Raw genomic sequence first — 25573 nt, forward strand, 5'->3', positions numbered from 1 at the left:
CGCTGAAATTGGCCTTACACTTCTTGTCGCCTCCCTGCCTCAAAATCAGGGAAGAAGGCATCTACGAATCCGGGGGCTATTCATTCCCAGAGGCGCTTCGAAAAACGTGTCCTCGCGTCGACGTTCTTCAGGGGCAGATGGACATCGTAGCCATACACTTCCGAACGCAACCAGACAATCTCCTCGTCCGGTGAGCCGGTGAGCGTCCACCATGACTTGGGCCTTTCCGGCGTCCCGGGGTCCCAGCGATAGCCTCGGTTTCTGAGCAGATCTTTCGCCTCGAAGGGCGAATCCGTTGCCCGCAGAAGGCTGAGTTCTCTTCGCGCCGAATCCAGTAACGCAGCCATCGCGGTGCGTCCGCTGGCAGGCAGTTCCCTAGTGAGGGCGAAGGCCGCCGCGATACAGTCGTTCAGAGCCCTGTGCCCGTCGTAGAACCATCCCATCCGAAGCAGCAGGAACTCTAGCGCGCCGCCGGGGAACCCCTCGCCCCGCCAATCCACGTCGGCGAGCGAACAGGCCCAGGGAACCTGTTCGAAGACCTTCCAGGGGCGCTCGACCATGGGACGGTCAAACGCGGCATTGTGCGAGATCACGAGATCGGCGCCCTTTACAAGGGATGTGAGCCGATCCTCGTCGACCACCTTGCCGGCGACCATCTCTTCGGCGATTCCATGGATCTCCAGGCTTGCCGGCGGGATGGGCATTCCGGGATCCCGCAGTTCATCGAGCGCTTCATCGAAAAAGATTGCCGTGATGCCGCCGCTCCGCAGATCATACTCGAAAGGAAGGATCGCGATCTCGATGACTTCATCGACTTCGATATCGAGGCCGGTGGTCTCGACATCGACGAACAGGCCGCGTCGGCGGGGACCTTCCGGGGAGGGCAAATTCCAGTCCTTCGGGTCCGGCAAGCGTTCCAGAACACGGTAGTCCGGGTGCGCATTCAGGAGCTGGACAGCAGCTGTGATGTCATCAAGGTCGGCCATGCAGCAGCCTAACCCGCCCTGCTACCGCAGGGCACCTGCCGGAGGTCAGATTTCAACCAGGTATCGCGCCTGGAGGTTGGCAACATGCGCGCGAAGCCAGTCGGGGCCTTCCCGATTCTGCCACGACTCCCAGAGCGCCGGGTAGGAAAGCGAGGCAAAGCGCGGGAATCCGCCCCCTGTGCGCCCGGCAAGGGCCTCGATCTCGGCTTGGTGCCAGGCAAAGACCGGGTCTGCCTCCGGGTTGGCGGGCTCCCAGTAGAGGTAAAGCAGCATCACCTCCTGGCCCGGGAAAGTGTACGCGAGGCCGAAGGCGTGCTTGATGAGCTGCGCCGCGTCGAGATGAACGTATCCGCGCGGGTCCCGCTTCAGCCGTTCCATTTCCGCGAACCAGGGGCTGTCGCGACGCTCGTCCCGAATCTTGTCCGAGTAGGCATCCGCGAACCTGGCCTCATGCGAAGCCAGGTACTCAGTGCACTTGGACTCGACGGCAAGAACCTGGCCTCCCGCCTCTGCGACGAGGTCGAGGTTGGGGCTGTTGCCCCTGAGACCCGTCGGGCACTTATGTTCGAAGCCGAGCCTGGTGATTTCACTCACACCAGCCAGCGCGAGTTCTTCGGGCCGCGTCTTGAAGGGGCCAAAGCAGTTCGCCGCAAGCGCTGAAGAGGAATGGGCAGCCAGGAACTTGCCCTCCAGTTCGTTGCCATCACCCTGCTCGAAATCCTGCCTGAAATCATCCAGGCGGACGCCTTCGAGAAGATTGGCCTCCGCCGTCTCGCCGTAGCCTTTTCCGTCGAGTGGCCTGTCGGGACGGGTGCGCCTGTAAGCGGCTGCCAGAGCGTGCGCGGCACGAACCGATATGCTGGACATGGATCATGTCTACAGCGAGATGTCGCCCTATGCCAGAAACACGCGCCGCAGAGAGGACCGGTTTGGTCGAACTGACGATTTCTTGTTCCTACAACCCGCTGACGCGTCCGCGCCCGCGGTTGATGGTCCTGGCAATGATGGCATTGGCCTTGATCATGGCTCTGGCCGTCTGCTTGCCAGGCATTCTGCAAGCGGCCGAACGGGAGGCCAGCGGAGCCGTCACGAAGGTCCGCGACGGCGACACGATCATAGTCGGCAATACCCCGGTGCGCTTCAACGGAGTTGCTGCCCCGGAACTGGCTGAACCTTATGGCCAGCAATCAAGAAGGGCGATGAGCGGCCTGGTGGCGGGCAAGCAGATCCGTTGCGAGCGCACAGGTCATCGAAGTTATGACCGTTGGGTCGGCACCTGCCATCTGCCCGACGGGACCAACCTGTCCGCCGCGATTATCTGGATGGGCCTCGCGAGGTATTATCCCCGCTACAGCGGCGGCCGCTACCAGGAGTTCGAGACCGCCCGGAGCAAGCGCCTTGCCTTTCCGGGCTATTGCCGGAACTGACGTGCGCTCACCCCGTCAATCTTGCGGACTCGCTCATACGATGTGCTACAGAGAGGAAGCGATGCAGCACGCTAGGCTCAGACATCTGGTCCAGAGCAATTGCTGGAACACCTGAAGGGTTTGACGTTGTGGTCTGGATCCCGTCAATTGCTTGGATTTCGTCCAGAAAGCGTTGGCGTACGTCCACATCAGCCAATGCCGGCCGCGATTTGAGGTAATGGAAGGCTATTTCCAAGCGTCCGCCGGAGCGCCGGACAAATAGTGGCCACGCACGTTTGCCATCATTCGTTTGAACGCTTATCGCAATTGCATCTTGAGTGTTTGTAGGGGCGGCTTCGTAGCCCTGTTGTTCGGCCCATTCGACGATTTGCCCTGCGACAAACCCATGCTGCTCGCCATACTTGGCGGCAAGTTGAGCAATCCACTCAGCATTTGAAATGGGCGGCAGCTTGCTCCCGGACGCGGATTTGTTACTTGCGGCGCGGGCGGTTTTGCCGATGACGCCCGGCACGATCGTTCTGGTGCCCGCCTCATCCGTGAAATGAGCAACTTCGATCGCTAGAACTTCTGCCGGCCGCATTTGCTCGTTGAGAAACTCGATGATCCTACGCAGCTCTTTAGGGATCACGTCGGCCACGAACACCATTCGGATCCGACCAGCTTTCAGATTCGCTTCCACGCGTTGCCAGAACTCCTCACCGTCGAGATCGTCGCCGAGGAAGTTCGACAATCTCTCGTTGGGCTCCACGCCATCCGCTCGACAGGAGAGCTCGAACTCTTCAATGAATTCAGCGGCAGGCCAATACGCAACGCCGTTTGCCGCATAATCCAGCATTTGGGCCACAACTTCCCTACGCGCTCGCGTGTCCGACGCCCGCTTGACCTCCACCAGGATCGGAATGCCGTTCTCGTCCACGAACAGGTGGTCGAGAGACCATCGGGCACTACCACTATCTTCATCGGGAACGGTCTTTTCCCGCTTGATCAGTAGGAGACCATTGGATTGGCCTGCAGCGCCGATCAGCTCCGGGAAACTGGCTAGCATCTCCTGCAGCACGTCCTCAGACTCGTAGGGTCGTGCATCGAGCCGGACGATGCTTCCTTCCCTGATGATGAAGATCGAACCGGACATGAATGAACGCCCCCTTGCTGCCTAGGCGCGCTCACGACAGCTGTTTCGCTGACGGTTGTCCAGTTTCAAAAGCCGAATTTTGGACACCGGAGAACGGGACTGGATTAGTCCCGCATGGAAACCACGAATTTGCAGTACTGCGGTGAACCCTGGATCCACAGGTCGAGCCAGATCGGTCAGTGTGTCAATCGGCACGCAAAACTGACCCCCTATCGGCGTGCAATATTGACCCCCTCGATGGTCGGATGGCTGGCTCGATCCGGCATAGCTTGCAGCACGACAATGAAGATGAGAGTGCGGCGTCAATCAGGATGAGAATGCCGCCGGGCGGGAACGCAGGGAGGGCGTAGCCCGACCGGAGGCTCCGCCCGGCGGCAGTGGCCTTTTTGCGGACCTCACGCGCGTGTCTTGAATCGCCAGCTCTCGTTGCCGGTCTCTACGATGTCGCAGTGGTGGGTGAGCCGGTCGAGCAGCGCCGTCGTCATCTTCGCGTCGCCGAAGACGCTGGGCCATTCAATCAACGGCCAGCCCCTGGTTCTCGAAATCGACACGAATTCCGCGCTCACGCATCCAAAGGGCGCCCCAGAAATGAAGTACAGGCCCGAACTGCTTGACGCATTTGACCAGCATGGTCTTGTCGCTAGGGAAGTTGGGGTCCTCTGCATATTCCTCCACCAGGTCAGCGGCCGCGTTCCAGGATGCCTTTCGTGAATCCGAACAGCGAAGCGCGAAAAGCATCCAGAGTGTCGCGCCGGCGGCCGTGCCGCGCCGCCATCGCGTCGGCAGATCGTCGAGTCCGACGTTGATCGCACTATGGTTCCCCGACAGCCCCTCGTACCAAATCTCCCCAACCCGTCCCGGATAGGCAGAGAGCGCTGCCGCTGTGATCTGGCTTGCGCACGCGACAGCGATGCTGGTTTCAGGCGGCCGTGTACCCGGATAGAGCATTCTCCCGAAAAGCAGATTTGCGCCTTCCGGGCAATTGATATCCAGCATGGGCATGATCGGACTCCGACGTCTGTGCGGCGGACATCAGGAGTTCGCCGCGGGGCACAGTTCGGAAAGATCTCGTCGGAGCAGTCTTTCCACTGAAAAGAAGTAAATCACATAGGCTGCTGTTTTTCCAGCCCGCCGAGGAGCGATGGCTTGAATGGTGGTCAAACCTGCGCAACGGAAGGAGAATAGGTCAGTTCTACCGATCTTCATCCACTACAGTGTTAGCAAGAGTTCCGATACTCGTAATTTCAATCTCTACTTGGTCCCCGGCTTTCATAAATAGTGGTCTCTCGCGCGTGGCACCAATCCCCAACGGTGTGCCAGTTGTGATGACGTCGCCCGGCTCCAGGACTGCAAAGGTGCTGATGTAGGCGATGAGGAAGGGCACCGAAAAGATCAACTCGGCAACGGACTCATGCTGCATCCGCTCCCCGTTTAGGCGTGTTGTCAGTACCAGGTGAGCCGGATCCGGTATCTCGTCGGCAGTGACCAACCACGGTCCCATGGCACCGCTGTGTTGGAAATTCTTACCTGCCGTCGCCTGGCTAGAATGTCTTTGCCAGTCCCGAACAGAATGGTCCCCGAAACAAGTGTAGCCCCCTACAAACGACAGGGCGGTCTCCTCTTTGACGCGGTGAGCGCGTCGGCCGATTATGACTGCCAGTTCGCCTTCGAAGTCGTATTGATTCGATACGCTGGGTCGAACGATCGACTGTCCATGGCCGACCACAGACGACGGAAACCGCACGAAAAGCGAAGGCTTCTCTGGAACGGAACGGCCTGCTGCCGCGACGTGGGGGCGGTAGTTCATACCCACGCAGATGATCTTATCGGCATCCGGAACCGTCGGTTCAAATACGATCTCCGCGAGCGGTCGTGCTGCTCGCCCCTTCGCCGCCGCCTCAATCTCACTCGTTGAGGCCCTTCCCAGCGCGGCCCTCATAGAGGGCCAGCAGCTCGTCAAATCGACGACGCCTGCATCTGTTACAGCGCCAAAGCGCCGGTCAACTCCATCAAGGTAGCTCAACAATTTCATGGCTGAGGGACTGGCGATTCAGATCAATATGAAACAACGGGCACCGAGCCGCCGTCGACGGCTATCGCTTCACCGGTGATCGCCGCGGCCTGGGCAGATGCGAGAAATACGACCAAGGGTGCGATGTCGGATGGCTCGACCAACCGACCGATAGGGAAGTCCGAGATAAACGCCGCCTCTGCCTCTTCCTGGGTGCTGCCGAGCAGTTCGGCCTTAGCCTTAAGCCTGTCGTTGTAGCGGTCGGTCCTCGTGAACGGTGGATGTACTACGTTGACGGTGATTCCGTCCGGCGCTGTGTCGATGCTGAAGTGCTTAGCGAAATTCACCAGCGAAGAGTTGCCGAGTCCGCTCGGCAGAGAACGAGCGGCGGGTGTGCGCGCGGAAGTGCCTCCGATGCAGATAATTCGCCCTTGGCCGGATATTCGCAGATGCGGTAACGCCGCGCGCGCGCAACGCATGGTTGCCAGCGTCTTACCCATGACGCGTTCCATCAGAGCGTCGTCACTCAAGGTTTCGAGTTTGCCACTGATATTAGTCGACGCGTTGCTGATCAAGATGTCAAGACAACCGAGCGCGGCGGCCGCGTCCCCGACCACTTTGGCACAGCCCTCAGCCGTGAACAGATCGGTCACGAACGCTTCCACTTGGCCACCGTGGGCCGCAATGGCCAAGCGCGCTTTATCCAGCGCAGAACGGTCTCGCCCACAGATGGCTACCTTGGCACCCTCCTCGGCAAACGCCAGCGCAATGGCCAATCCGATCCCGCGGTTGCCCCCGGTGACGAGGACCGCCCGTCCTTTAAGGCCCAACTTCATTGGTGATGGCTACTCCCGATCGGTCCGGTGATCAAACTTCATTGTCCCTACGCCTTGGCCGACTTAAGCATATTGTTGCGCTTCAGATCCTTAGAGTTTCGCCGAACGTAGGACTTATTCTCGGGATCGAAGTAATTGCGGTCCGGCTTGTAGTGCCCCCCGACGATGGTCACCGACCAAGTGTCGTCGGTCAGCGCCGTAAAGCTGTGAATTTCCGAAGGAGGGGCAACCATCATCATATCGCCAGTCTCGAGCATGCGGTCGTCCAGCATCTCGAGATCCGCGAACCCCTCCTTGGTCCCGTCGTCCTTGCGCTCGAACAGAGCATGATTCAACTGGCCACTGTAGATGCCCATAGCCTCCCAGACGCCGTGGTCGTGGGGGGGACATATTTGCCCTTAGGCAAGTGGTCGAAGGAGATATAGATCTCACCATCATAATATAGATAGCGCGATTCATCTATATGGTTGCCTTCGCGCTTGACACCGATTTCGGTCAGATCGCTGGCAAGAACTTTAGCCAACGACTCCCGCAGCCCGTCCATCAGCTTCGGGCCGTCCATGCCTACCAACGCCTTTTGACGCCGAACTTCGTCCGCCAAATCGCGAACGACGTGACTTGAGTGCCGTACTGTGTCAGGCATTGACCTATCTCCTCGTTATCAACATCTAGATTATCGTAGCATGCGGTAATATGTACGGACAAATAATTTCTGGAGCCTCCGCACTTTATCCGCAACTTGATGATCGGAAGAACCTCACCGCCATGTCCGGCACGGACACTCCACGCAAGGTTAGGGAACTAATGCAAAACCGGCCATCAATTGGCATGCATGCCGGAACCACAGAGAAACAGGTCGAGCTGTCAGGTTTGGTAGGATGACGTCCACTGGAAATCGCGCTCAACTACCGCTAGACGATAATGTGGGATCTCCGCTCTACGCACGCCTGCGCGAAGATTTGCGCGCGTCGATCGAGAAAGGCGAGTACGCGGTCGGCGACTACTTGCCGACCGAAGCGGAACTTTGCAGGACTTTCGGTGCGAGCCGGCATACGGTCCGCGAAGCGCTGCGCGGACTGGTTGAAGCCGGCATGATTGAACGCCGGCAGGGGGCGGGCAGCAAGGTAGTTCCGTTTTCCTTGGACAAGGTCCTCGTCCAATCCGTGGCCCATTCGTTCGCCGAGATCTGGGAAACGGCGAAGGCCACCCGGCTCACGGTTGGCAGCTCAGAGATCGCCGCGCTGGATGACGCTGAAAGCGATCTGATGGGGGTGCCGGTTGGAAGCCGCTGGCTTCGAATCGAGGCCGAGCGACGTACACTCGAGGGCAACCGGCTGATCAACACTATGGTCATATATGCCCACGCGCGTTTCAATCACATACTCAAGGATTTGGGTAACATCCAGATGCCACTGTTCGCGATTGTCGAAAGCCATTCCGGCGAACGCGTCGAGGAGGCGATCGTGGAAATCTCGACCTGTTATCTGACGAAACCAGAGGCTGAACGTCTCCATCAAGATGAAGGATCAGCGGCGCTCAAGATCGTGAGGCGGTACTTAGACGTCAGCGGCAGCACGATGTTAGTTGGTGTCAATTACCACCCGGCCGAAACCTTCACATACAAGATAAAGATGGAGCGCAAGCCTGATCGATCCTGACGCCGGCCCCTTGTCCCTTCCCGGGGAGCCAGTGTCCAGTGTCGGGGGGTCACCGCGGGCCAGCACGGCTTTCCGGAACGGGCGCATGGGTTGCCATGCAAACGAAGCTCGACAGGAAGGTCTTTCGACACGCCGAAGGCGGCGCAATATTCTGCTGAAAAATCGTAGTTTTGCGATAGACCCCGCCCGAGCCGACCTGACAAATTGACAAAAATACTGCATCGTGATATTTGTCCGGACATACATAAAGAACAGGGGGGAGCTAAAATGAGCGGGCAATATCTTAGGATAAAAATTGGGCGAATGGTCGTCTTCGCGACCGTTTTGGTTGGCGCATCAATCACTGCGTCCTACGCAAGCGCGAATGATATCATCCGGTGGGGATCATCTGTCGTCGGCGCCGGATCGCAGGCAACCATTGCGGCTATGGCTTCAGTCATCACTGCGAACACTGACCTGACCGTGCTGGAACAGGTCACGGGCGGCCCCGCGGAAAACATGCGGCTGTTGCCACGCGGCGAAATCGATGTAGGCCAGCTATCATCCGACGTCGCCTACCACGGCTATCGGGGCGAAGCCAACTACGCGAGCCAAGGCAAGTCGGATCTCATGGGGCTATTCACGCTCTACCCGGCCGGTTTGACCTTCATGACGGCGAAGAATTCCGGGCTGACACATATCGATCAGCTCAAGGGCAAGCGTATCGCCGTTGGCCCTGCCGGTTCCGCAGGGCCCCGGATCGTGGAGGCCTGGCTCAAAGCCTATGGGATTGCCGAGGGATCAGACCTGGTGGCCATCGGATATAGCGAGGGCGCGGACGCTCTTCGCAGCGGCACGGTGGATGCCGCCTTCATCGTGACCACCGGCAAAGGCCCGGCGGGCTTCACAAACAAACTCGATCTTTCGATGGACGCGGTGCCCGTCGAGTGGAGCTTCGATGGTCCTGGGTATGCCAATCTCCAGAAGAACTCGCCCGAGTTTGACGTGACAGCGACAATCGAGAAGGGTTGGCTGAAGCACCTTGATCGGGATATTCGAGTGCCGGCAACGTACTCCGCAGAATATGCGACAGGCCGCCTCTCGGAAGACAGCGCTTACAGGCTGGTGAAGGCCGTCTGGGAGCTGCGCGAAGAGATCAAGAGGCACGTCGCCAATGCCAAGTGGTACGCTGCCGATCCGGCGCGTCTCCTGCAGGGTCTGGCCCCCGCGGTTCCGGTCCATCCCGGTGCGGTTCGTTTCTACAAGGAAATCGGAGTCTGGGATCCCGAAGTCTACACCGTGGGTGTAATCCGCGAGTAGCATTCTCCCGCTCTCATTTGGATGGACGTTACGCAGGCGCGCTCGGTGCGCCTGCGTAACGTAGTTCCGAAGAGGATAACACGCGTGAGAGCCGGCAGGTAGATTTGGGATCGCGATGTTTTCGAAGAGCCGAATTTTCAATGCGATGGTCGTCGCGCTGTCCGTTGCGATGGTGGTCTATCAGGTCTGGTATGTATTTCGCCCCACCATTTCACCCGTCGAAGCCGGCAACATACATCTGGGCTTCGGCCTAACCCTGGTTTTCCTCTACGCCTTGCGCCGCGCCGCGGGTTGGTTGGAAGCGTCGCTGATCGTCGTCTTCATTGTCGCCGGACTAGCGGTCACTGCCTATGTCGGCATCAATTACGAAGCGCTCATTGATCGAATGGGCGCGTCCACCAAGCTTGATTTCTATGTCGGAATCGTTCTCATCATCGTCGTGCTGGAAGGTGCCCGCAGGGCCTTTGGCTGGGCGATCCCGATATTCGCATTGATAATCTTGGCCTATGCTTACTGGGGCCCACATATGCCCGGGCTCCTGATGCACGGTGGCTTCTCCGTGACCCGTCTGGTCGGCAACATGACCACTTATCTCACCGGAGTTTACGGTTCCGTCCTTGCCACATCGACCTCGTTGATCGCCATTTTCATGATTTTCGGCGGCATACTCAATGCCTGTTACGCTAGCGATTTTTTCGTAAAGCTGGCGTTGCGTCTAACCCAAGGCACCCGCGCCGGTCCCGCACTTGCTGCTGTGAGCGCCAGCGCATTGTTCGGGTCGATCAGCGGTTCGCCGGTGGCCAATGCGACCACAACCGGCATATTCACCATTCCGCTGATGCGGCGACATGGCTTCTCCGGCTCGTTCGCCGGCGCCACAGAGGCCGTCGCGTCGACCGGCGGCACCCTGATGCCGCCGATCATGGGCGTGGCGGCCTTCCTAATGGCGTCGATCACGGGAATTCCCTACATCGAGATCGCAGCGCATGCGCTGGTTCCATCTATCATCTACTTCGCGGCGGTCACAATCGCGGTGTATATTCAGGCGCGAAAGGCAAACCTGAAACACTCGCGCATCGAGATCGCCGCCGAACGGCGTTGGACAATGATACTCGAGGCCGTGACCTTCTTCGTTCCCTTCGGTCTGATCGTGTTCCTCATGATCGCCCGCTATCCTGTAACCATGGCGGCCCTGGTCGGCACCTCGGCACTGATCTTCCTCGTGATCTTGCGCGAAGCTCTTTACTGGCTACTACCAATCCCTCCGCCGACTCTATTGGGCGCGACGCAGCGAAATACAAGCCCAAACGAAGTGCGCGCCCGGCGCGAAGGCATAATTGGCCAGATGCTGAACGGCGCCGCTGACGGTGCCATCAACGCGGCACGCATCGGTGTGGTCTGCGCGACGCTCGGCATGGTCATTCATGCCTTCACGATGACCGGGATGGCCGGGCGCCTTGTTCACAACATGTCAGCGCTCGCCGGGGATAATCTATTGCTGACGCTTTTTGTGGTGGCCGCCGTCTCCTTGCTGTTCGGCCTCGGTGTGCCGACCGTCGGCTCTTACGTGATCGTTGCGGTGCTCGCTGCGCCGCTGCTGACCATCTTGGGCGTCGAATTGCTCTCGGCCCACATGTTCGTTCTCTACTTCACTATGATGTCCGGCCTAACGCCGCCTGTTGGCACGACCGTTGTCGTGACAGCACAAATTGCGGCGGCCAATTACTGGAAGACCGCTCTAAAGAGCATTACAATGGCGATGCCGGGCTTCGTTGTTCCGTTTCTCTATGCCTACGAGCCAGCGCTACTGGGTTTCGGGAACATGACCGAAATTGTCTGGACTTCGCTTTCGGTCATAATCGGAGTTTTCGCTTTCACGGCCTGTATCGAGAACTTCACTGTCGCGCGCTGTAGTCTCCTTGAACGGGTGGTGTTACTTTTTGCCACGGCGCCGTTGCTACTTGCCGGTGTGATCGGCTTCTGGGCTGCGGTAGTTGGCGCGTGTATTGTCGCCCTGCTCCTGTTGATGCAGCAACGCCGCCTGCGTTTGCAACAGGCTAACGTATAGTGGATAAAATCTAAGATTGAACCGCGCCGGTTGATCTACTCCCCTTCGGTTGGACAGGTTTGACCAGGATTTAAGCTACAGTCGGTGCCGGCCGATCGGGTTTTCCATCACTTCCGTCACGCTACCATGGCTGCCGGCTGGAGGTCCGGGCGGGAGCTCGGGCCGGAGGCCGACAGCGCATTTCGATATACCGAAGCCGGGGTCGCCCCGCCATGGGCGGTGTGCGGTCGTCGGTGGTTGTAGAAGCTGATCCAGGCTTCGATGCCCCGGCGCGCATCGCTGCCGCCGGCGAAGGCGTGCAGATAGACGCACTCGTACTTCAGCGACCGCCAGAGGCGCTCGATGAAGATGTTGTCGAGGCAGCGTCCGCGCCCGTCCATCGAGATGCGCACACCGAAGTCCTTCAGGCGCTGCGTCCAGGCCCAGGCCGTGAACTGGCTCCCCTGATCGGTATTGAAGATCTCCGGTGGCCCGTGGCGTTCCAGCGCTTCCTCCAGGGCATCAATGCAGAACTGCGCCTCCATGGTGTTCGACAGCCGCCATGCCAGCACCTTGCGGCTCGACCAGTCCATGATGGCGACGAGATAGAGGAAGCCCTTTGCCAACGGCACGTAGGTGATGTCGGCGCACCAGACCTGGTTCGGCCGGTCGATCATCATCCCGCGCAGCAGATAGGGGTAAAGCCGATGGCCTTTGGCGGGGATCGTCGTCCGTGGCCGGCGATAGATCGGCGTCAGACCCATCAGGCGCATCAGCCGGCGCACCCGCTTCACGTTCACAAGGCGCCCCGTGGCACGGAGATGCCAGGTCATCTGCCGGGCGCCGTAGAACGGGGCCTCCAGGAACTGGCGGTCGATCTCCGCCATCAGCGCCAGGTTCTCGGCGCTCTCGCCCCTGGGTACGTGGTAGTAGGTTGAACGGCTGATCGACGCCAGCCGGCATTGCCGGACAATCGACAGCTTCGGGTGGTCGGGCTGGATCATCGCCTTCCGCTCCTGCCGGGAAGCCGACGCAGCCCGTCGGCTAAAAAATCCCGTTCCACCGTCAGCTCGCCGATCTTGGCGTGCAGGTCCTTGATCCGTGCCGCGTCCGCCTCCGGGTCGGACGTCGCACGACCGCGCTGGAACAGCTCCGAAGCACCCTCCAGCAGCGCCTTCTTCCATTGATGGATCATCGTCGGGTGGACACCGAACCTGCTCGCCAGTTCCGAGACCGTTTGTTCGCCCTTCAGGGCCTCCAGCGCCACCCGCGCCTTGAACTCGGGCTTGTGCTGCTTCCGTTTCGTCATCGCTGATCTCCTCGTCTCGAGGATCAGCAGACACCGCCACCGTAGCCTACGTCACTGTCCGATTTACGGGGCACAGCTCAGTCCAAAGAGCTACCGCTCACTTACGCTACTCTCCGCCTGCGATTGCCCAGGTCACCAGGAAAGATTAGGCTCGGCCCGTGAGGCAGGGGAACCATCCGGTGGCAAAATGGCGATAAATGAGGATGCGCTAAACGCGTTTTTTCAGACGCATCCCAAGCAGAAGGCGGCTGCTGCTGCGCTGGACGAAGCGTTCGATGTAACATACGGCGCCTACCAGTTCGGACAGGCGTTCTGGCTTTGCAAGCCGAAACCATTTGCAGCTGAGAGGTTTGGACTTCAGCGCGAGGTTATCGCGGTGTATTCGCCGCATGCGCGGGCCGACGCACGGCTGCTGACGGCGCTTGAGAATATATCTCGGGCGCCAGAGTTTCGCCATCGGGTGGAGAACGTCGTCGCGCTGGTGATCTACGAAGGTGATGAGGAGCCAATCGAGGGCTTGGTGGCCCAGAGCAAAGAATGGGTGATTGTTCCCCTTTCGGCGGAGGAACTGGAAAACAGAGGCAAGCGGACCTTCCTCATACGATTGAAGATGGCCGCAACGATCGGCCGCTTCGATCTTTTCGGGATGTCTTCGCCGATCAAGCATGACAAATACTTCTATGGGCGTGATGCGATTGTCCAGGAACTGGTGCAAAGGGCGCTAGTCCGTAAGGAGCAATCTGGGCTGTTCGGGCTACGCAAGACCGGAAAGACGTCCGTACTGTTTGCGATCCAGCGACGGCTTTCCGAAAAGGGTGCAATCGCTGAATATGTTGATTGTCAGAGTCCCGGTATTTACGGCAGTCGTTGGTGGGCAGTGCTAGAAGAACTCTCGCGGCGAATGCTAGAGTCTGCAGCGAAAAGCGGGTGTCCAGCTCCTTCAGAACTCTCGTTCGATACGGCTGGCGCGGCGAACTCGTTCATTCGAGCGGTGAAGTGGATCCAAGATAGATCCACGGTAGGGCAGATCGTGCTCCTCCTAGATGAGGTCGAGTTCATTACGCCGGGCATCGCCAACCATCTCGGCCAGCATTGGGACGGCGACCACCTGCCGCTGTGGCAGACGATCAGGTCTGCATCGCAGGAGACGAAGGGGTTTCTTACCTTCTGCGTAGCCGGGGTCAACCCGTCAAGCGTGGAGCAGTCGCACTTCAATCAGGTTCCGAATCCAATCTTCCAGTTGGCGGTTCCATTCTATCTCGATCCGCTGACCCGTCCCAGCGTGCGAGAGATGGTTCGGTCCATCGCGAAGTATTCCGGTGCTGTGCTCGAGGAGAACTGCTTCGATCTACTGACCTCAGAATACGGTGGGCATCCCTATTTGATCCGGCTGGCATGCAGCGAGGTGTTACGTTCACTTGACGAATTGCCGGTGGACAAAAAGGTGAAGATTTCGAAGTCTAGATTCGATGCGGTTCAGCACAATATTGCCATCCGACTAGCTCAGCCAATCAAGGACATCATGCTGTCGTTGGTGTGGTGGTATCCAGACGAATATGAGCTGCTGTGCCTTTTGGCGGAGGGCGACACGGCCTTCGTTCAAGATTTTCTAGCTTCGGAACCTGAGAAGGCCTCTCGGTTCGCGCGCTACGGCTTGCTGGAAGCTGACAACGGCTCTTTCGCGATCAAGGAACTCCGAACTTTCCTCGTGAAATCTGGACTGGAATATAAGAACGCGATTTCACCATTTACCCGTGGCGATCTCCCCTTAGAATACTTGCCAGAAGAGCCGAATATCAACGACCTCGCCGCGCTTTTTGAGCGCAGGACAGAGGTCGAATATGCGCTGCGGAAGTTGCTGATAACTGTTCTGGAGTACCGTTTCGCGTTCGACGACGCAAAGGTAGCAAATGCGATCACCGGAGCGTTGCCGAAGCATAATGGAAACAGAGCTCAGCTCTTTGTCGGCAGATTACCAAAGGATGCCGTCAGTGAGCTTTACATGAGTGATATGAAGCCTGTTTTTGTCAAGAACTGGGATAATTTTTCTGCCTATTTTGGGCAAAAACCTGAAAGATTTGAGATGAATCTCGACACGATTAATATCGCTCGACGGTATGAGGCGCATACAAAGCCGGTCAGCTCAAAAGATCTTGAGGCATTTCAGAACAGCTATTTGTGGCTAAAAATACGGCTTCAAAAGATACCAGGGCTAATTCCGGAGGCTGCGGTGGCCAAGCCTTCCTAGTCTCTGTTGACAAAGGTCGGTAGCCATAGTCTTGCGGCTGCGAGGTTCAGGAAGCCGAGGAACGACAGGGCGGTTTTGTCGTATCTGGTTGCAATGCCGCGGAACTGCTGGATGCGGCGAACTGCTGGATGCGGCCGAACATGCGCTCAATCCGGTTTCGGTCCCTGTAGCTGTGAACCGGCCTGCAAAAGTGACCCCTTAGCGGGGTAATCGGCGTCCTGCTCTGAGCCCCAACGTTGGACCGCCGGATCATGGAGTTTTCCGGCTCTGGTCACGGTGACGGGCTGGTATCGCCGCCGTGATCGTGCAGCGTGATCGGCAGGCGCTGCCAGAGCAAATTCCAAGCCGATGCGATAGGCTGGATGGATGCGCAACCCCTTCCGCTATTTCAACAGCTCGCTACCTTCAGTCGCCTCCTTGGCCGAGCAAATTTGCTCTGACAGCGCCTTTCCGGGCTATTGCCGGGTCCGGTAAGTTCAATCCATGCCCCGCGCGGAGGAAGCAAGTGATGTTGCCCCGTCACGACCGGGCCAGGGATCCTCCAGTGCTCGCCAAAAGGCTGGAAGCGGAGACCGATTACCTGCAATGTTTCCGAAATCCGGTCATGCTCCAGAAGTTCGTCTCCGTCCACACATGACAATGCCGTCTCTGGGCACGGACGCCGACAGCTGGTCCGCATCTGCTTCGCCATCCAGCCTATCGATGCGATTCGCGCCGGCGTCGCGAAGCTGGCCACCATCTGCCATGTGGAATGCGGCGTGGCGGAGATCGGCGGCAACCTGAAACGCTGAACCGGCGATCTTTCAGGCCATCACCTGCATGGGTTACTATCGGGGTCACGCGCCCACCGAAGCACGGCAAACACGGCACCCGCGGACATGATCGAGAGGACCACCAATGACCCAGCCACTGCGAATCGATATAGTGTCCGACGTGATGTGCCCCTGGTGCATCATCGGGTACCGCCAGTTGGCCGAGGCGCTGGACGCCACGGGCACAGCGCATGATATCCACTGGCATCCGTTCGAACTGAACCCCGACATGCCGCCGGAGGGGCAGAACGTCCGGGAGCACATCGCCGAGAAATTCCGGGAGCACATCGCCGAGAAATACGGCTCGACGCTGGAACAGTCCGACAAGAGCCGCAAGCAGATGACCAGCCTCGGCGCGGATCTCGGCTTCGACTTCCGCTACACCGACGACATGCGGATGCACAACACGTTCAACGCCCACCAGCTGCTGCACTGGGCCGATACCCAGGGTCGCAAACACGACCTGAAGCTAGCCCTGTTCACCGCCCATTTCACTAACGGCCGCGACCTCTCCGATGACACCGTGCTGGCCGACGTGGCGGGAGAGACCGGGCTCGACCGGGCCGAGGCACTAGCGGTTCTGGCCGATCAGCGCTTCGCATCGGAAGTCCGCCAGATCGAGAACTTCTGGGTCCAACAAGGCATCCGCGGCGTCCCCGCCGTCGTGCTCGACCGCAAGCACCTGGTTACGGGCGCGCAGGGGATCGAGAATTACACGAGCATCCTGGGGCAGCTTCCGAAGGAGACTGGGTGAGGAGGCTTTGTCAGACTAATCTTGAGGCAGCACTGAGCGGCTTTCGGTAAGCTAGCCGTATGCGTAATTCTGGCATGTTGTTGCATCTCTTGATTACTGCCCAACGCGAACGGGCAATCGATAAGGTCTGATCAGCTAATATCGCACCCATCCGGCCGCGCCCAAGACTCGGTTGGCTTGGCACCCTTGTTGACTGCATCGAACGTCAGCCCCGTCACCGTCTCGATCGTCTCAACCGCCTCCAGCCACCCATCGAGGGAACTGCGCGGCGCTGCCCCGTTCGAGACGATCCACGCGTTCGCCTCGCGGTTATCCGCCCGGATCACGACCTTCCAGAAAGCAGAGGGGGTCTGGATACCATGCGTACCGACAAAGCGGTCATCCGCGAAGTTCGCGCCCCAGATCGGCCCGCCCCACACCTCGAGTGTCACCAGCTCCCGCAGGCATTCGATAATGTCTTCCGTCTCCCGCCAGGCTCCTCGGTTCATGGATGCCGTCTGCGGTAGGAGGTTCGTCCAGTAATTCGTCTGCCGGATGGCGGTCTCGGAGCCATCCATGTGATTGGCGGGCACCTGGTGGCCAACGTCATAACGCGGGCCGCCGTCCGGAATGGTCGACTGGAATGTTTCCGTGCTCAGGGACTGGCAGTGCGCCGGGATCTCGGGATCGATCTCATAATCCGATTCCCGCTCTTCGTTCCCAGTGTCCGCCGCCGCCATATAGTGAAACAGCACGGCACCCCGCCGGCCGCAGTCCACCCAGACCGTGAAACCGTCATAGTCGATTTGCATGACCTGAGCAGGAACGACCTGAGGCAAGAGAAGTCCGACGCACAGCACCAGCGCTCGCATTCCCAACCCTCTGCAGTTCTCCGTTACCGTCATCGTGAAGCGCGACGCTATGGCAGACAAGCCCCCAGGCCATGCATGTTCTCATGGCGTTTGTTCGGCCCGACCCTTGTTTCCCCGGCATCAGCGTCTTCACCTACTGCGACAACTGTCGTCACGGCCGCCCAAAAAATCTCTCAGCGTCGCGCTCATTGATTGTTTATCTGCGACCAATTCTCAATCTAGAGAGGTGGCGCCGCAATCTATCAGTGCGGACACAACAGCGTCATAGGCCTCGGGTGGTCGCGTCTCATCTGCGGCGCTGCCACGCGGGACGAACAGAACCATCCCTTGCCGCGCACGCGTGAGCAGCACCCGATACGCGTTCTTAAGATAGAGCCGCTTCTCATCGGACCGGACCTGCTGCCAGCGGCTGCCAACGAACCGAAAAGATCGCCAGGCGCCATCCACATATCGGAGATCCAAATCCCAACAAACGGCAGTCCAATCCAGCTCTAATCCCTGGATATCGAACTCGGTGGCCACCTCTTCGAGCGCAAATGATGACCGGACATCTTCTCTCGGGTTTAAGAACCAGTTGGGCGGGTCGATTTTGACGCGCGGGTTGATGCCTTCCGATCTCAATCGGTAGCCACCTGACGAGGCGACCAGGCCAACTCGTTCAGTGCCACGCGCCTGGGCTCGGAGCCATTCTCGAGCGCGATTAAGATCCCGGGTGACATGGATCGGGTATCGCGCGCGGAAGCTACCAAATACCTCTCGAGCCTGGACGATCCGGTTCTCAAGCAGGTGTCCGACAAAATCCGAAACGGTCTCTGCTCTGAAGGATCGCATCGATACGCCGAGGTGGAGCGCGGCTGAGGTTTCCACCTCAGGACGCTCGAGAGCGTTCTCCGCCGCTTGGGTCCAAATGTAGTCGGGGTCTTGAAGGCGATCGGAAACGAATATCCGCCAGTCTGGGAAGCTGTGCTGGAGTGCTGTCACCCATTCAGACAGACCCGCCTCGCCCGTGTTGATCTCTTGGCCACCGCCGACCAGGCATATGATCACGCACCAATCTGCATGCCGATCCATCACGCTGATCAAAAACTCAGGCTCGGACATCTCAAAATCAGCGAGTCCGCGCTTCTCCTTCATGAACCGGCTTGCCTGATCCTTCGTCCAAGCTCGTTGTGCCTCGTCGAAAATAACGATGCGCTCGTGCGGGGGATTGGGGTCTCTAATCGCCTCATCTCGGAAATGATGAATATTCTGGATGAAGCTTGCGACGCGTCGGCGCGCGTCACCGATACGGAGGCTTTCTCGCGCGGACTGATCTCGAGCCAAAGCCTCCCGCAAAATCGAAACCAAAGGCCCATTGCCTGACAAAAAGACGGCGTGCTCGTCATCGGCCTCATCAGCACGCTGTGTCGCGATATTGAGTCCGGCCAACGTCTTGCCGGCGCCTGGGACACCGGTGACAAAGCAGATAGCGTGAAGACGCTCCGTTTGTGCCTGTCGAACGACATCATTGATGAAATCAGTTGTCGCGGCGAGGTTCTTTGCACCCGCGTCCGAGCGAGAGATTTCTTGCACATCGTGGTCACGATAGAGCGCTTGGGCCGCTTCGATGATTGTGGGCGTCGGCCGGTAGCCCGAGGAGAGCCAGGCTTCAGGGTCCAGATTCAAGTTCGGTGTCGCGTCCAGGACCGATCGGATAGCGTCCGCCAGACCAAAACGCCCGACTTTGATGGGCTCGATGACATCGTCCGAAGCCAAATGAATGTTTGGTTCCTGAGCAGAAGCTGCATCGGTCGCCACAAGAATGGGGGCGATAACGAGGCCATGGCTGCCGAGATGAAAGTTCTTGAGGTCCAACGCGTAGTCGTGGACCTGTTCAAGCGCCGATCGATCGAAGGTCTCGGATCCAACTTTGAACTCGATGACAAAGACGATTCCGCCAACGAGCAAGACAGTGTCTGCTCGCTTGCCCATTCTCGGGATGGCAAACTCGAGAAACACCGTCGCGTCAGGCAGGGTCGCTATTTCTCCGCGTAGGTAATGGAGTTGCACAAGCCAGGCATTGCGTTGAGCAAGGTCAAGCGCGAAGCCATGTGCAGCAGCGAGTTGGCCCAATACGGCGTCATCAGACGCAGACGTGAACTCAGCCACATTTGATTGGAAATAGGCCTGGCGAAGCATGGAGCGTCTGGCTCTCAATCGAAAATGAGGATTCGAACGCTGGCATCCCGAAAGGCGTTGCCGCAACAACTTGGTTGCCGATGGCCTGTGGTCTGATCCCCACCGTGTCCGCGCCTATGAGTTATAGCTGTTGAAGGCTTGGTCCTCTCCCGACGGCATTGTCATACTAGCGCGGGCCGAGCGCGCGAAAGCTCAGTTTGCTCGATTTCAGGCGGCCAGTTGACGCCAATCTGCAAGCGCCGCATCGCGGCGCTGCCTGAAATCAGTCCGACGGATCAGCTGGCGATCGAGGTTTAAGTGATTGTGGATGGCGGCATGGGCGGAGACGAACTTCTGCAGCGTGGCCGGGCTTCGGAATCGCTGCATGGATCGCTCTTGTCGTCGGAACGGCTGATGGGAGTTCTCGGCACGATTGTTCAGCCACCTCTTGGTGTCCTGGCGTCCCGCGATGCCGAGATCCGAAAGCGCCGCTCGGTAGGAGCGGAGGCGGTCGGTGACGATGGTGCGTGGTGAGCCATGGCGTTTCAGCGCCCGCTTCAGGAAAGCCAGGGCAGCCCTGCGATCCCGCGTCTTCGTGACATAGAGCTCCAGGACCTCGCCTTCATGATCAACGGCTCGCCAGAGATAGCGTCGCTCGCCGTTGATGCGAACAAAGACCTCATCCAGGTGCCATCGCCACTGGATGTGCTGGTGAGCCGTCGTTCGCTGCCGCTTTCGGAGTTCGGCGGCAAAGACCGGTCCGAAACGGTTTCACCAGAAGCGGACGGTCTCGTGGCTGATATCAATACCCCGTTCGTGCAGCAGATCTTCAACCTGGCGCAACGATAGAGGGAAGCGAATGTAGAGCATCACTGCAGAGCGAATCACCGCTGGCGGCTGTCGAAATAGCGGAAGGGATTGCGCATTCCGACAGCCGACCGGTCCCCAATCGGTGCGGCACAGAAATTTGGTCTGACACTACCACCGTCGGGGCTTCCTCCTGAGCTCCTATGTCAATAAGGTAGCTGCAAAGAGGTGTGTTACATCTCGAACGCTCTAATTTCGAAGGCAATTTGCATGGACGAATTTGACCAACAGCCATTCAGCGATGCTGAGTTCGCGGAAAACCCGGAACAACGTTGCCCGGTAATACTTCTTCTGGACACGTCCTATTCCATGAGCGGCGCGCCTATTTCAGAATTGAACGAAGGGCTGGCCACATTGCGGCAAGAACTTATGAACGATGCCATGGCCGCGAAGCGCGTGGAATTGGCGATGGTCACTTTCGGGCCGGTAGAGGTTAAATCCGACTTCGCTACAGCGGACCATTTCTATCCCGAAACGCTTGTGGCGGGCAACGCAACCCCGATGGGGGAAGCGATTGTGACCGGGCTTGACATGCTCCGCCAACGCAAGGACCGCTACCGCGAGAATGGCGTCAAGTATTACCGGCCGTGGGTGTTCCTCATTACCGATGGTGCTCCGACTGACAATTGGCAGGAGGCAAAGCAGCGCGTTCATCAAGGCGAAGAACGCAAGGAGTTCATGTTCTATGCCGTAGGTGTGGAACAGGCGGACATGAATGTGCTTGGCCAGATCGCCAAGCGTCAGCCGCTCAAGTTAAAAGGACTGGCTTTCAAGGAACTGTTCCAGTGGCTTTCCAGTTCACTTAGCGCCGTTTCGCAGTCCAATCCCGGCGATGCCGTTCCGCTCGAAAATCCGACCGCCCCAGATGGCTGGGCTATAGCAGGGTGACACTGTGGCTTGGCGGTGGGCGTCCGCGTCCGTAATCGGTACGTCTCACATTCAAAGCGGCGATAGGTTGCAGGACGCCTACGCCGTTGCTGAATTGGGTGATGGGGGCATTCTCGCTGTTGTTTCGGACGGTGCAGGTACCGCCAAATTCGGCGCATATGGTGCTTGGCTCACGTGCCGTTTCCTGTCGGTTCGATTCCGCGGATGGTTTCGCGCTTATCCTGACCTGCCGCCAGACGAAGAACTGACGTGCTGGATAGATGAACTACGGGACCGAATATCGGCAACAGCTATCCGGCGGCAATCTACACCCCGCCAATTCGCCGCGACGCTGGCGGCAATCATTGTCACGCCGGATGAAGCCGCAACGCTGCACATCGGGGATAGCGCCGTTGTGGGCCGGAAAGGCACCGAATGGGATGTACTGTGCTGGCCCGAGAATGGCGAGTATGCGTCCAGCACCTACTTTGTCACCGATGATCCCGAACCGCGCCTGAACATCACCCGCCACCCGAGCGGACACGATGCATTCGCGCTATTTTCCGATGGTGTTGGCGATCTGGCGTTGTCACATCTGGAGCAGGCCGCGCACCCCCGCTTCTTCGACCCCATGTTCCGCCCGGTTGATGCCGCATCGGGCGAGGGACGGCTTGTCGATCTATCGGAAAAGCTGGCCACATACCTTGCCGGACCATCGGTCTGCGAACGCACCGACGATGACAAGACACTCATTCTCATTTCCGGGGGCTGACCGTGCAAGAAGTCGTCATCGGAAAGGATCGGGTTTCAGTTGCCGAATTAATCGGCAAGGGTGGCGAAGGCGAAGTCTACGCGATCAAAGGCCGCTCCGGGCAGGCCGTCAAAATCTACAACACCGGCTTGCGTGCCAATCGAGAAGACAAGATTCGGGTGATGGTAGGCGAGGGACTCGCCGTCAAGACCGACCTTGTTGCCTACCCCAGCGAGGTCGTGACTGACCGTCGCGGCAACTTTCTTGGGTTCGTCATGCGGCTTGTGTCGGACTATCGCCCACTGCATGAACTATACAGCCCGAAGTCTCGCCAGCGCCATTTCCCAAAGTCTGATTGTCGGTTCATCGTCCATGCTGCGCTGAACGTCGCCCGCGCTGTTGGGAGAGTGCACCAGACGGGATGTGTAATCGGCGATCTGAACCATTCCGGCGTGCTTGTGGCTCAAGATGGAACCGTTGCCCTAATCGACGCAGATAGCTTCCAGTTCAGCTTGAACGGCAGGTCATATCCTTGTGTCGTCGGCGTTCCTGACTTCACGCCTCCCGAGCTACACGGGAAGAACCTCGCGTCCGTTCAGCGCACCATAGAGCACGATAACTTCGGGCTGGCAGTTGCGATCTTCCACCTGCTGTTCATGGGCCGTCATCCCTATGCCGGGCGCTACAAGGGACCGGACATTTCCATAGGGGAGGCAATTGCCCAAAATCGTTTTGCCTTCTCGCTAACTCGGCAAGCGGCAACACAGACAACTCCGCCACCCGGTGCACCGACACTCGACATATTCCCGGATTCTATTTCCCGCGCATTCGAAAACGCATTCGGACTGACACCAGGCGCGCGTCCGAGTGCGCTGGACTGGATTCAAGCCCTGAACACTCTCGAAGGCTCACTGAACCGCTGTAGCAAGGTCAAGACGCACTATTACCCCAGCGCCGCCGGTAGTTGTGTCTGGTGTAAACTGGCCGGCATCAGCGGCTTTGACATGTTCCCGGACCTGACCGCCGTGGAACCGAATATCCTGACCGATGCGCCCGGCACGGAACAGGCAATCCGCGAGATTCTGGCATTCCGGTTCCCAACGGTCGCGGACTTGCTTCCGGCTGCGTCTGCGCCGCGCAGTGCCAGCAATGCACTGCGCGAAGCAAGGAGCGGAAAGCGAGGGCGGGCACTCATGGGCTTGTTGATGATGGGCGGTGCGGTAGCGGGTTTCATCTACGCCGCCCCGGCGTGGTTTGTGTGGATCGGGCTGGCAATCTGGGGGTGGTTCACATTCTCCAACCATGAAGTTGAAACTGGCCCGTTTCAACAGGCCTTCAAGGATGCCGATGAACGCGTGCAGCGCGAGTTGAATGCCTTTGTTCAGCGCAACAACATGACTGAGGTTGTGAAGGTGCGCGCCGATTTGGACGCCACAATCGCCGCCTATAAGGGCCATGACGATGCACTCGCTCGCGAACTCATGGTGATGAAGTCCAACCGGGAGGCGCGCCAGCGACATGCCTATCTTGACCGTTTTTCCGTCCGGCGCTCGAATATCTCAGGTATCGGCCCGGCGAAAACGGCAACGCTGATTTCCTTTGGAATCGAGACCGCCGCCGATGTGAATCGTTCCGCTGTTCTGCGGGTGCCGGGGTTCGGTGACGTGATGACCGGCAGGCTGGTGGCATGGCGGCGCGGACATGAATCCCGTTTCAAGTATGAACGGACGCCAAACTCTCAGGACGTTGCCGATGAAAGGGCATTACGTGGGCGGTTCGCGGTAGAAAAGGCGAAGCTGGAATCCACGATCCGCAACGGGCTGGGCACCCTGAGAAATGCCAAGGCCCGGTTGGACGCATTGCCCGCCAAGGCCCGAGGCGATAGGGCGCTGACCGACGCGCTTGCCACTCGCGCCCAAGCTGAACAAGATCTGCGAGAGTTGGGAGCAACGGTTCCGGCCTCTACCGTGGCGCTGACGGTGACGCCACCACAGCGACCAGCACCACAATCAGCTGGAACACCCCGCGTCACCACACCCACGCCGCCGCATGTGACCGCCACAACCGGCACGTCAACCTGCCCGCGTTGTGGAGCCCCAATGGTGCGCAGAACGGCGCGCCGTGGCCGGAATGTAGGCGGGCAATTCTGGGGCTGCTCGCGGTATCCTCGGTGCAAAGGAACGCGAAACCTCTAGTTCGCTCCATAGACTTGAACGGTTGCACACATTTTAGAGCTGCCGTTTTCGGAAGTTTTCGAAATGAAAGCCGAGGCTCTTGGGGGAGACTTCATCGGAAACGGTCTTGCCGCGAAGGCTCTGGTAATCCGGAGATTCAATGTGGTCTGAAACCTCAATTTTCTTGGTCTCGGGGTTGATCGAAATCAGGTGCGCATCAAAGAGTTTGTGAATGTCACTTCTCAATAGAAGACCATTCTCGGGCCTGTCACGGTCGGCAAACCGTTCCGCATAGGGGATGATGTGGGCGGCTTCCAGAACCGAAAGCTCGCTCGTGCCGGTGATCGCGCAGCAGTTTGGGCGCTTGCTCAAAAGGGCCTGCCGGAACGCGCTCTGGTATCGACGCAGGACCATTTGGCGAAGGGCGGTGGCGTCTTCGATCTTCTCGAGGTTCAGGGGTTCGTGCGGGTCCGGGTTCTGGTTCTCATATTCCGCGATCTTGTGGGCCTTCTCCCGAACGGCGGACAAAAGCGAGTCCACGTCGCTATCCGAGATCGGCCAAACCCGGCTGTGGCGGCTCGCTCCGACACTGGAAATGAAAGTCCCGTCATACTTGTGCGCCGCCAAGAGTTCCTTCCCAACGGGGCGCGCGAAGAACACGGCGTCAAGCACCTGGGCGCGACGATCCGGCTGCATGGGGCCGAACTCGACCACGGCCGTCAAGCCTCGCCCGCGCTCGCCGTCCTTCCCCTGTTCATGCAGCCATACGAGGCCCCGGAAGCCCTTGGACAGAATCTCGTCGGCATAGCTGTTCTCTTTGCGAAGCTCGGGCAGGGCTGCGTCCCGACCGACCCAGCTTTCGGCTGCGGACCGAACACCGTGCTCTCCGAATAGGTCAATTGCGCTGGATTTGACGAAGAACTGAATATCCTGCCGCTGGAACTGATTCACCTTGGTCGCACCAAGCTTCAACCGCTCCTGTGCGGCGGCGATCACGTCAGGGGTGAACCGATCCGGGTATTTGAGCACCAAGGCTTCATAGCTCTGATCCGGGTCAATCTCCTCGAACCCGGCGGAGGCGTTCAAGACCCGGCTGGAAATCATCTCTTCCGGGCCTTTCGCCCTTATGTCCCGGGGTTCATACCCGAGGCCCGCGCGTTGGCCTTGGCTTCGCTTGACCTCTTGCCAATGATCGTAGACTCGGGCGAGATCGTTTTCCAACGGATCGGCGCTGCCTCTGAGGGCTTCCATGACTTCAGACATGCGGCTCCCTGCACTCGGCTCCCCGGGGCGAGTTATTCAGGATTTCGGCAAACGCTCGGAAATTCAAATGGAAATCGGCTGTCCGGCGGTGAAGTCGCCCAAGGCGGCGGCCTTCGCCATGCGC

21 protein-coding genes and 1 pseudogene are annotated in these 25573 nt (G+C 58.9%); 8 read left to right on the forward strand and 14 right to left on the reverse strand.

Annotation, left to right across the window (positions count from 1 at the left end):
• Positions 1–80: 80 nt before the first annotated feature.
• Complete coding sequence (locus TEF_18860) at positions 81–986, reverse strand: hypothetical protein (protein ID ANK82627.1); 906 nt, start codon at positions 984–986, stop codon at positions 81–83.
• A 45-nt stretch (positions 987–1031) separates the two neighbouring features.
• Complete coding sequence (locus TEF_18865) at positions 1032–1853, reverse strand: hypothetical protein (GenBank protein ANK82628.1); 822 nt, start codon at positions 1851–1853, stop codon at positions 1032–1034.
• 155 nt (positions 1854–2008) lie between these two features.
• On the opposite strand from TEF_18865, the gene TEF_18870 reads away from it, so the two are divergent.
• Entirely contained in the window at positions 2009–2413 is a 405-nt protein-coding gene (locus TEF_18870; GenBank protein ANK83602.1) for a hypothetical protein, read from the forward strand.
• Positions 2414–2420: 7 nt separating this feature from the next.
• Here the strand turns inward: TEF_18870 and TEF_18875 are convergent, their stop codons facing one another.
• From TEF_18875 to TEF_18895, 5 genes are all read right to left on the reverse strand, one after another.
• On the reverse strand, positions 2421–3545 hold the full coding sequence (locus tag TEF_18875) for a hypothetical protein (protein ID ANK82629.1): 1125 nt from the start codon (positions 3543–3545) through the stop codon (positions 2421–2423).
• 513 nt (positions 3546–4058) lie between these two features.
• Entirely contained in the window at positions 4059–4493 is a 435-nt protein-coding gene (locus TEF_18880; protein ID ANK82630.1) for a hypothetical protein, read from the reverse strand.
• A gap of 244 nt (positions 4494–4737) precedes the next feature.
• Positions 4738–5577 (reverse strand): 5-carboxymethyl-2-hydroxymuconate isomerase, encoded by an 840-nt coding sequence (locus tag TEF_18885; protein ID ANK82631.1) that lies wholly within the window; start codon positions 5575–5577, stop codon positions 4738–4740.
• Between the two features lie 23 nt (positions 5578–5600).
• On the reverse strand, positions 5601–6392 hold the full coding sequence (locus TEF_18890; protein ID ANK82632.1) for a hypothetical protein: 792 nt from the start codon (positions 6390–6392) through the stop codon (positions 5601–5603).
• Between the two features lie 47 nt (positions 6393–6439).
• Positions 6440–6748 (reverse strand): hypothetical protein, encoded by a 309-nt coding sequence (locus tag TEF_18895; GenBank protein ANK82633.1) that lies wholly within the window; start codon positions 6746–6748, stop codon positions 6440–6442.
• Between the two features lie 603 nt (positions 6749–7351).
• Here TEF_18895 and TEF_18900 point away from each other — a divergent pair.
• The 3 genes from TEF_18900 to TEF_18910 all read left to right on the forward strand — a co-directional run bounded on the left by TEF_18900 (position 7352) and on the right by TEF_18910 (position 11417).
• Positions 7352–8050 (forward strand): hypothetical protein, encoded by a 699-nt coding sequence (locus TEF_18900; protein ID ANK82634.1) that lies wholly within the window; start codon positions 7352–7354, stop codon positions 8048–8050.
• A 303-nt stretch (positions 8051–8353) separates the two neighbouring features.
• Complete coding sequence (locus TEF_18905; protein ID ANK82635.1) at positions 8354–9349, forward strand: hypothetical protein; 996 nt, start codon at positions 8354–8356, stop codon at positions 9347–9349.
• 115 nt (positions 9350–9464) lie between these two features.
• Positions 9465–11417, forward strand: a complete 1953-nt coding sequence (locus TEF_18910; protein ANK82636.1) for a hypothetical protein — start codon at positions 9465–9467, stop codon at positions 11415–11417.
• A 116-nt stretch (positions 11418–11533) separates the two neighbouring features.
• On the opposite strand, the gene TEF_18915 is transcribed toward TEF_18910, so the two are convergent.
• Both TEF_18915 and TEF_18920 read right to left on the reverse strand, forming a co-directional pair.
• On the reverse strand, positions 11534–12400 hold the full coding sequence (locus TEF_18915) for an integrase (GenBank protein ID ANK82637.1): 867 nt from the start codon (positions 12398–12400) through the stop codon (positions 11534–11536).
• The gene (locus TEF_18920; protein ID ANK82638.1) at positions 12397–12705 is read right to left on the reverse strand and encodes a transposase; all 309 of its coding nucleotides are present in this window, start codon (positions 12703–12705) and stop codon (positions 12397–12399) included. The genes TEF_18915 and TEF_18920 overlap by 4 nt, the downstream gene beginning before the upstream one ends.
• Before the next feature lie 187 nt (positions 12706–12892).
• Here TEF_18920 and TEF_18925 point away from each other — a divergent pair, with 187 nt between their 5' ends.
• Together TEF_18925 and TEF_18930 are read left to right on the forward strand one after the other, a co-directional pair.
• Positions 12893–14953 carry a hypothetical protein gene (locus TEF_18925; protein ANK82639.1) on the forward strand — a complete coding sequence of 687 codons (2061 nt, stop codon included), beginning with the start codon at positions 12893–12895 and terminating at the stop codon, positions 14951–14953.
• An 897-nt stretch (positions 14954–15850) separates the two neighbouring features.
• Positions 15851–16519 carry a disulfide bond formation protein DsbA gene (locus TEF_18930; GenBank protein ANK82640.1) on the forward strand — a complete coding sequence of 223 codons (669 nt, stop codon included), beginning with the start codon at positions 15851–15853 and terminating at the stop codon, positions 16517–16519.
• Between the two features lie 131 nt (positions 16520–16650).
• Here the strand turns inward: TEF_18930 and TEF_18935 are convergent, their stop codons facing one another.
• The 3 genes and pseudogenes from TEF_18935 to TEF_18945 form a co-directional block, all read right to left on the reverse strand.
• Positions 16651–17370 (reverse strand): hypothetical protein, encoded by a 720-nt coding sequence (locus TEF_18935; GenBank protein ID ANK82641.1) that lies wholly within the window; start codon positions 17368–17370, stop codon positions 16651–16653.
• A 213-nt stretch (positions 17371–17583) separates the two neighbouring features.
• Positions 17584–19548 carry a hypothetical protein gene (locus tag TEF_18940; GenBank protein ANK82642.1) on the reverse strand — a complete coding sequence of 655 codons (1965 nt, stop codon included), beginning with the start codon at positions 19546–19548 and terminating at the stop codon, positions 17584–17586.
• A gap of 207 nt (positions 19549–19755) precedes the next feature.
• Positions 19756–20397: pseudogene (locus TEF_18945) on the reverse strand (transposase).
• 207 nt (positions 20398–20604) lie between these two features.
• Between TEF_18945 and TEF_18950 the strand changes: the two are divergent.
• Both TEF_18950 and TEF_18955 read left to right on the forward strand, forming a co-directional pair.
• A complete protein-coding gene (locus TEF_18950; protein ID ANK82643.1) occupies positions 20605–21282 on the forward strand; it encodes a hypothetical protein in 678 nt (225 codons plus the stop codon).
• A gap of 4 nt (positions 21283–21286) precedes the next feature.
• Positions 21287–22033, forward strand: a complete 747-nt coding sequence (locus TEF_18955) for a serine/threonine protein phosphatase (protein ID ANK82644.1) — start codon at positions 21287–21289, stop codon at positions 22031–22033.
• 47 nt (positions 22034–22080) lie between these two features.
• Here TEF_18955 and TEF_18960 read toward each other — a convergent pair whose 3' ends face one another.
• Both TEF_18960 and TEF_18965 read right to left on the reverse strand, forming a co-directional pair.
• Positions 22081–22320 carry a hypothetical protein gene (locus TEF_18960; GenBank protein ANK82645.1) on the reverse strand — a complete coding sequence of 80 codons (240 nt, stop codon included), beginning with the start codon at positions 22318–22320 and terminating at the stop codon, positions 22081–22083.
• Positions 22321–24240: 1920 nt separating this feature from the next.
• On the reverse strand, positions 24241–25449 hold the full coding sequence (locus TEF_18965; GenBank protein ID ANK82646.1) for a hypothetical protein: 1209 nt from the start codon (positions 25447–25449) through the stop codon (positions 24241–24243).
• Positions 25450–25573 lie beyond the last annotated feature (124 nt).

Source organism: Rhizobiales bacterium NRL2, assembly GCA_001664005.1.
In the GTDB taxonomy this organism is placed as follows: Bacteria; Pseudomonadota; Alphaproteobacteria; order Minwuiales; family Minwuiaceae; genus Minwuia.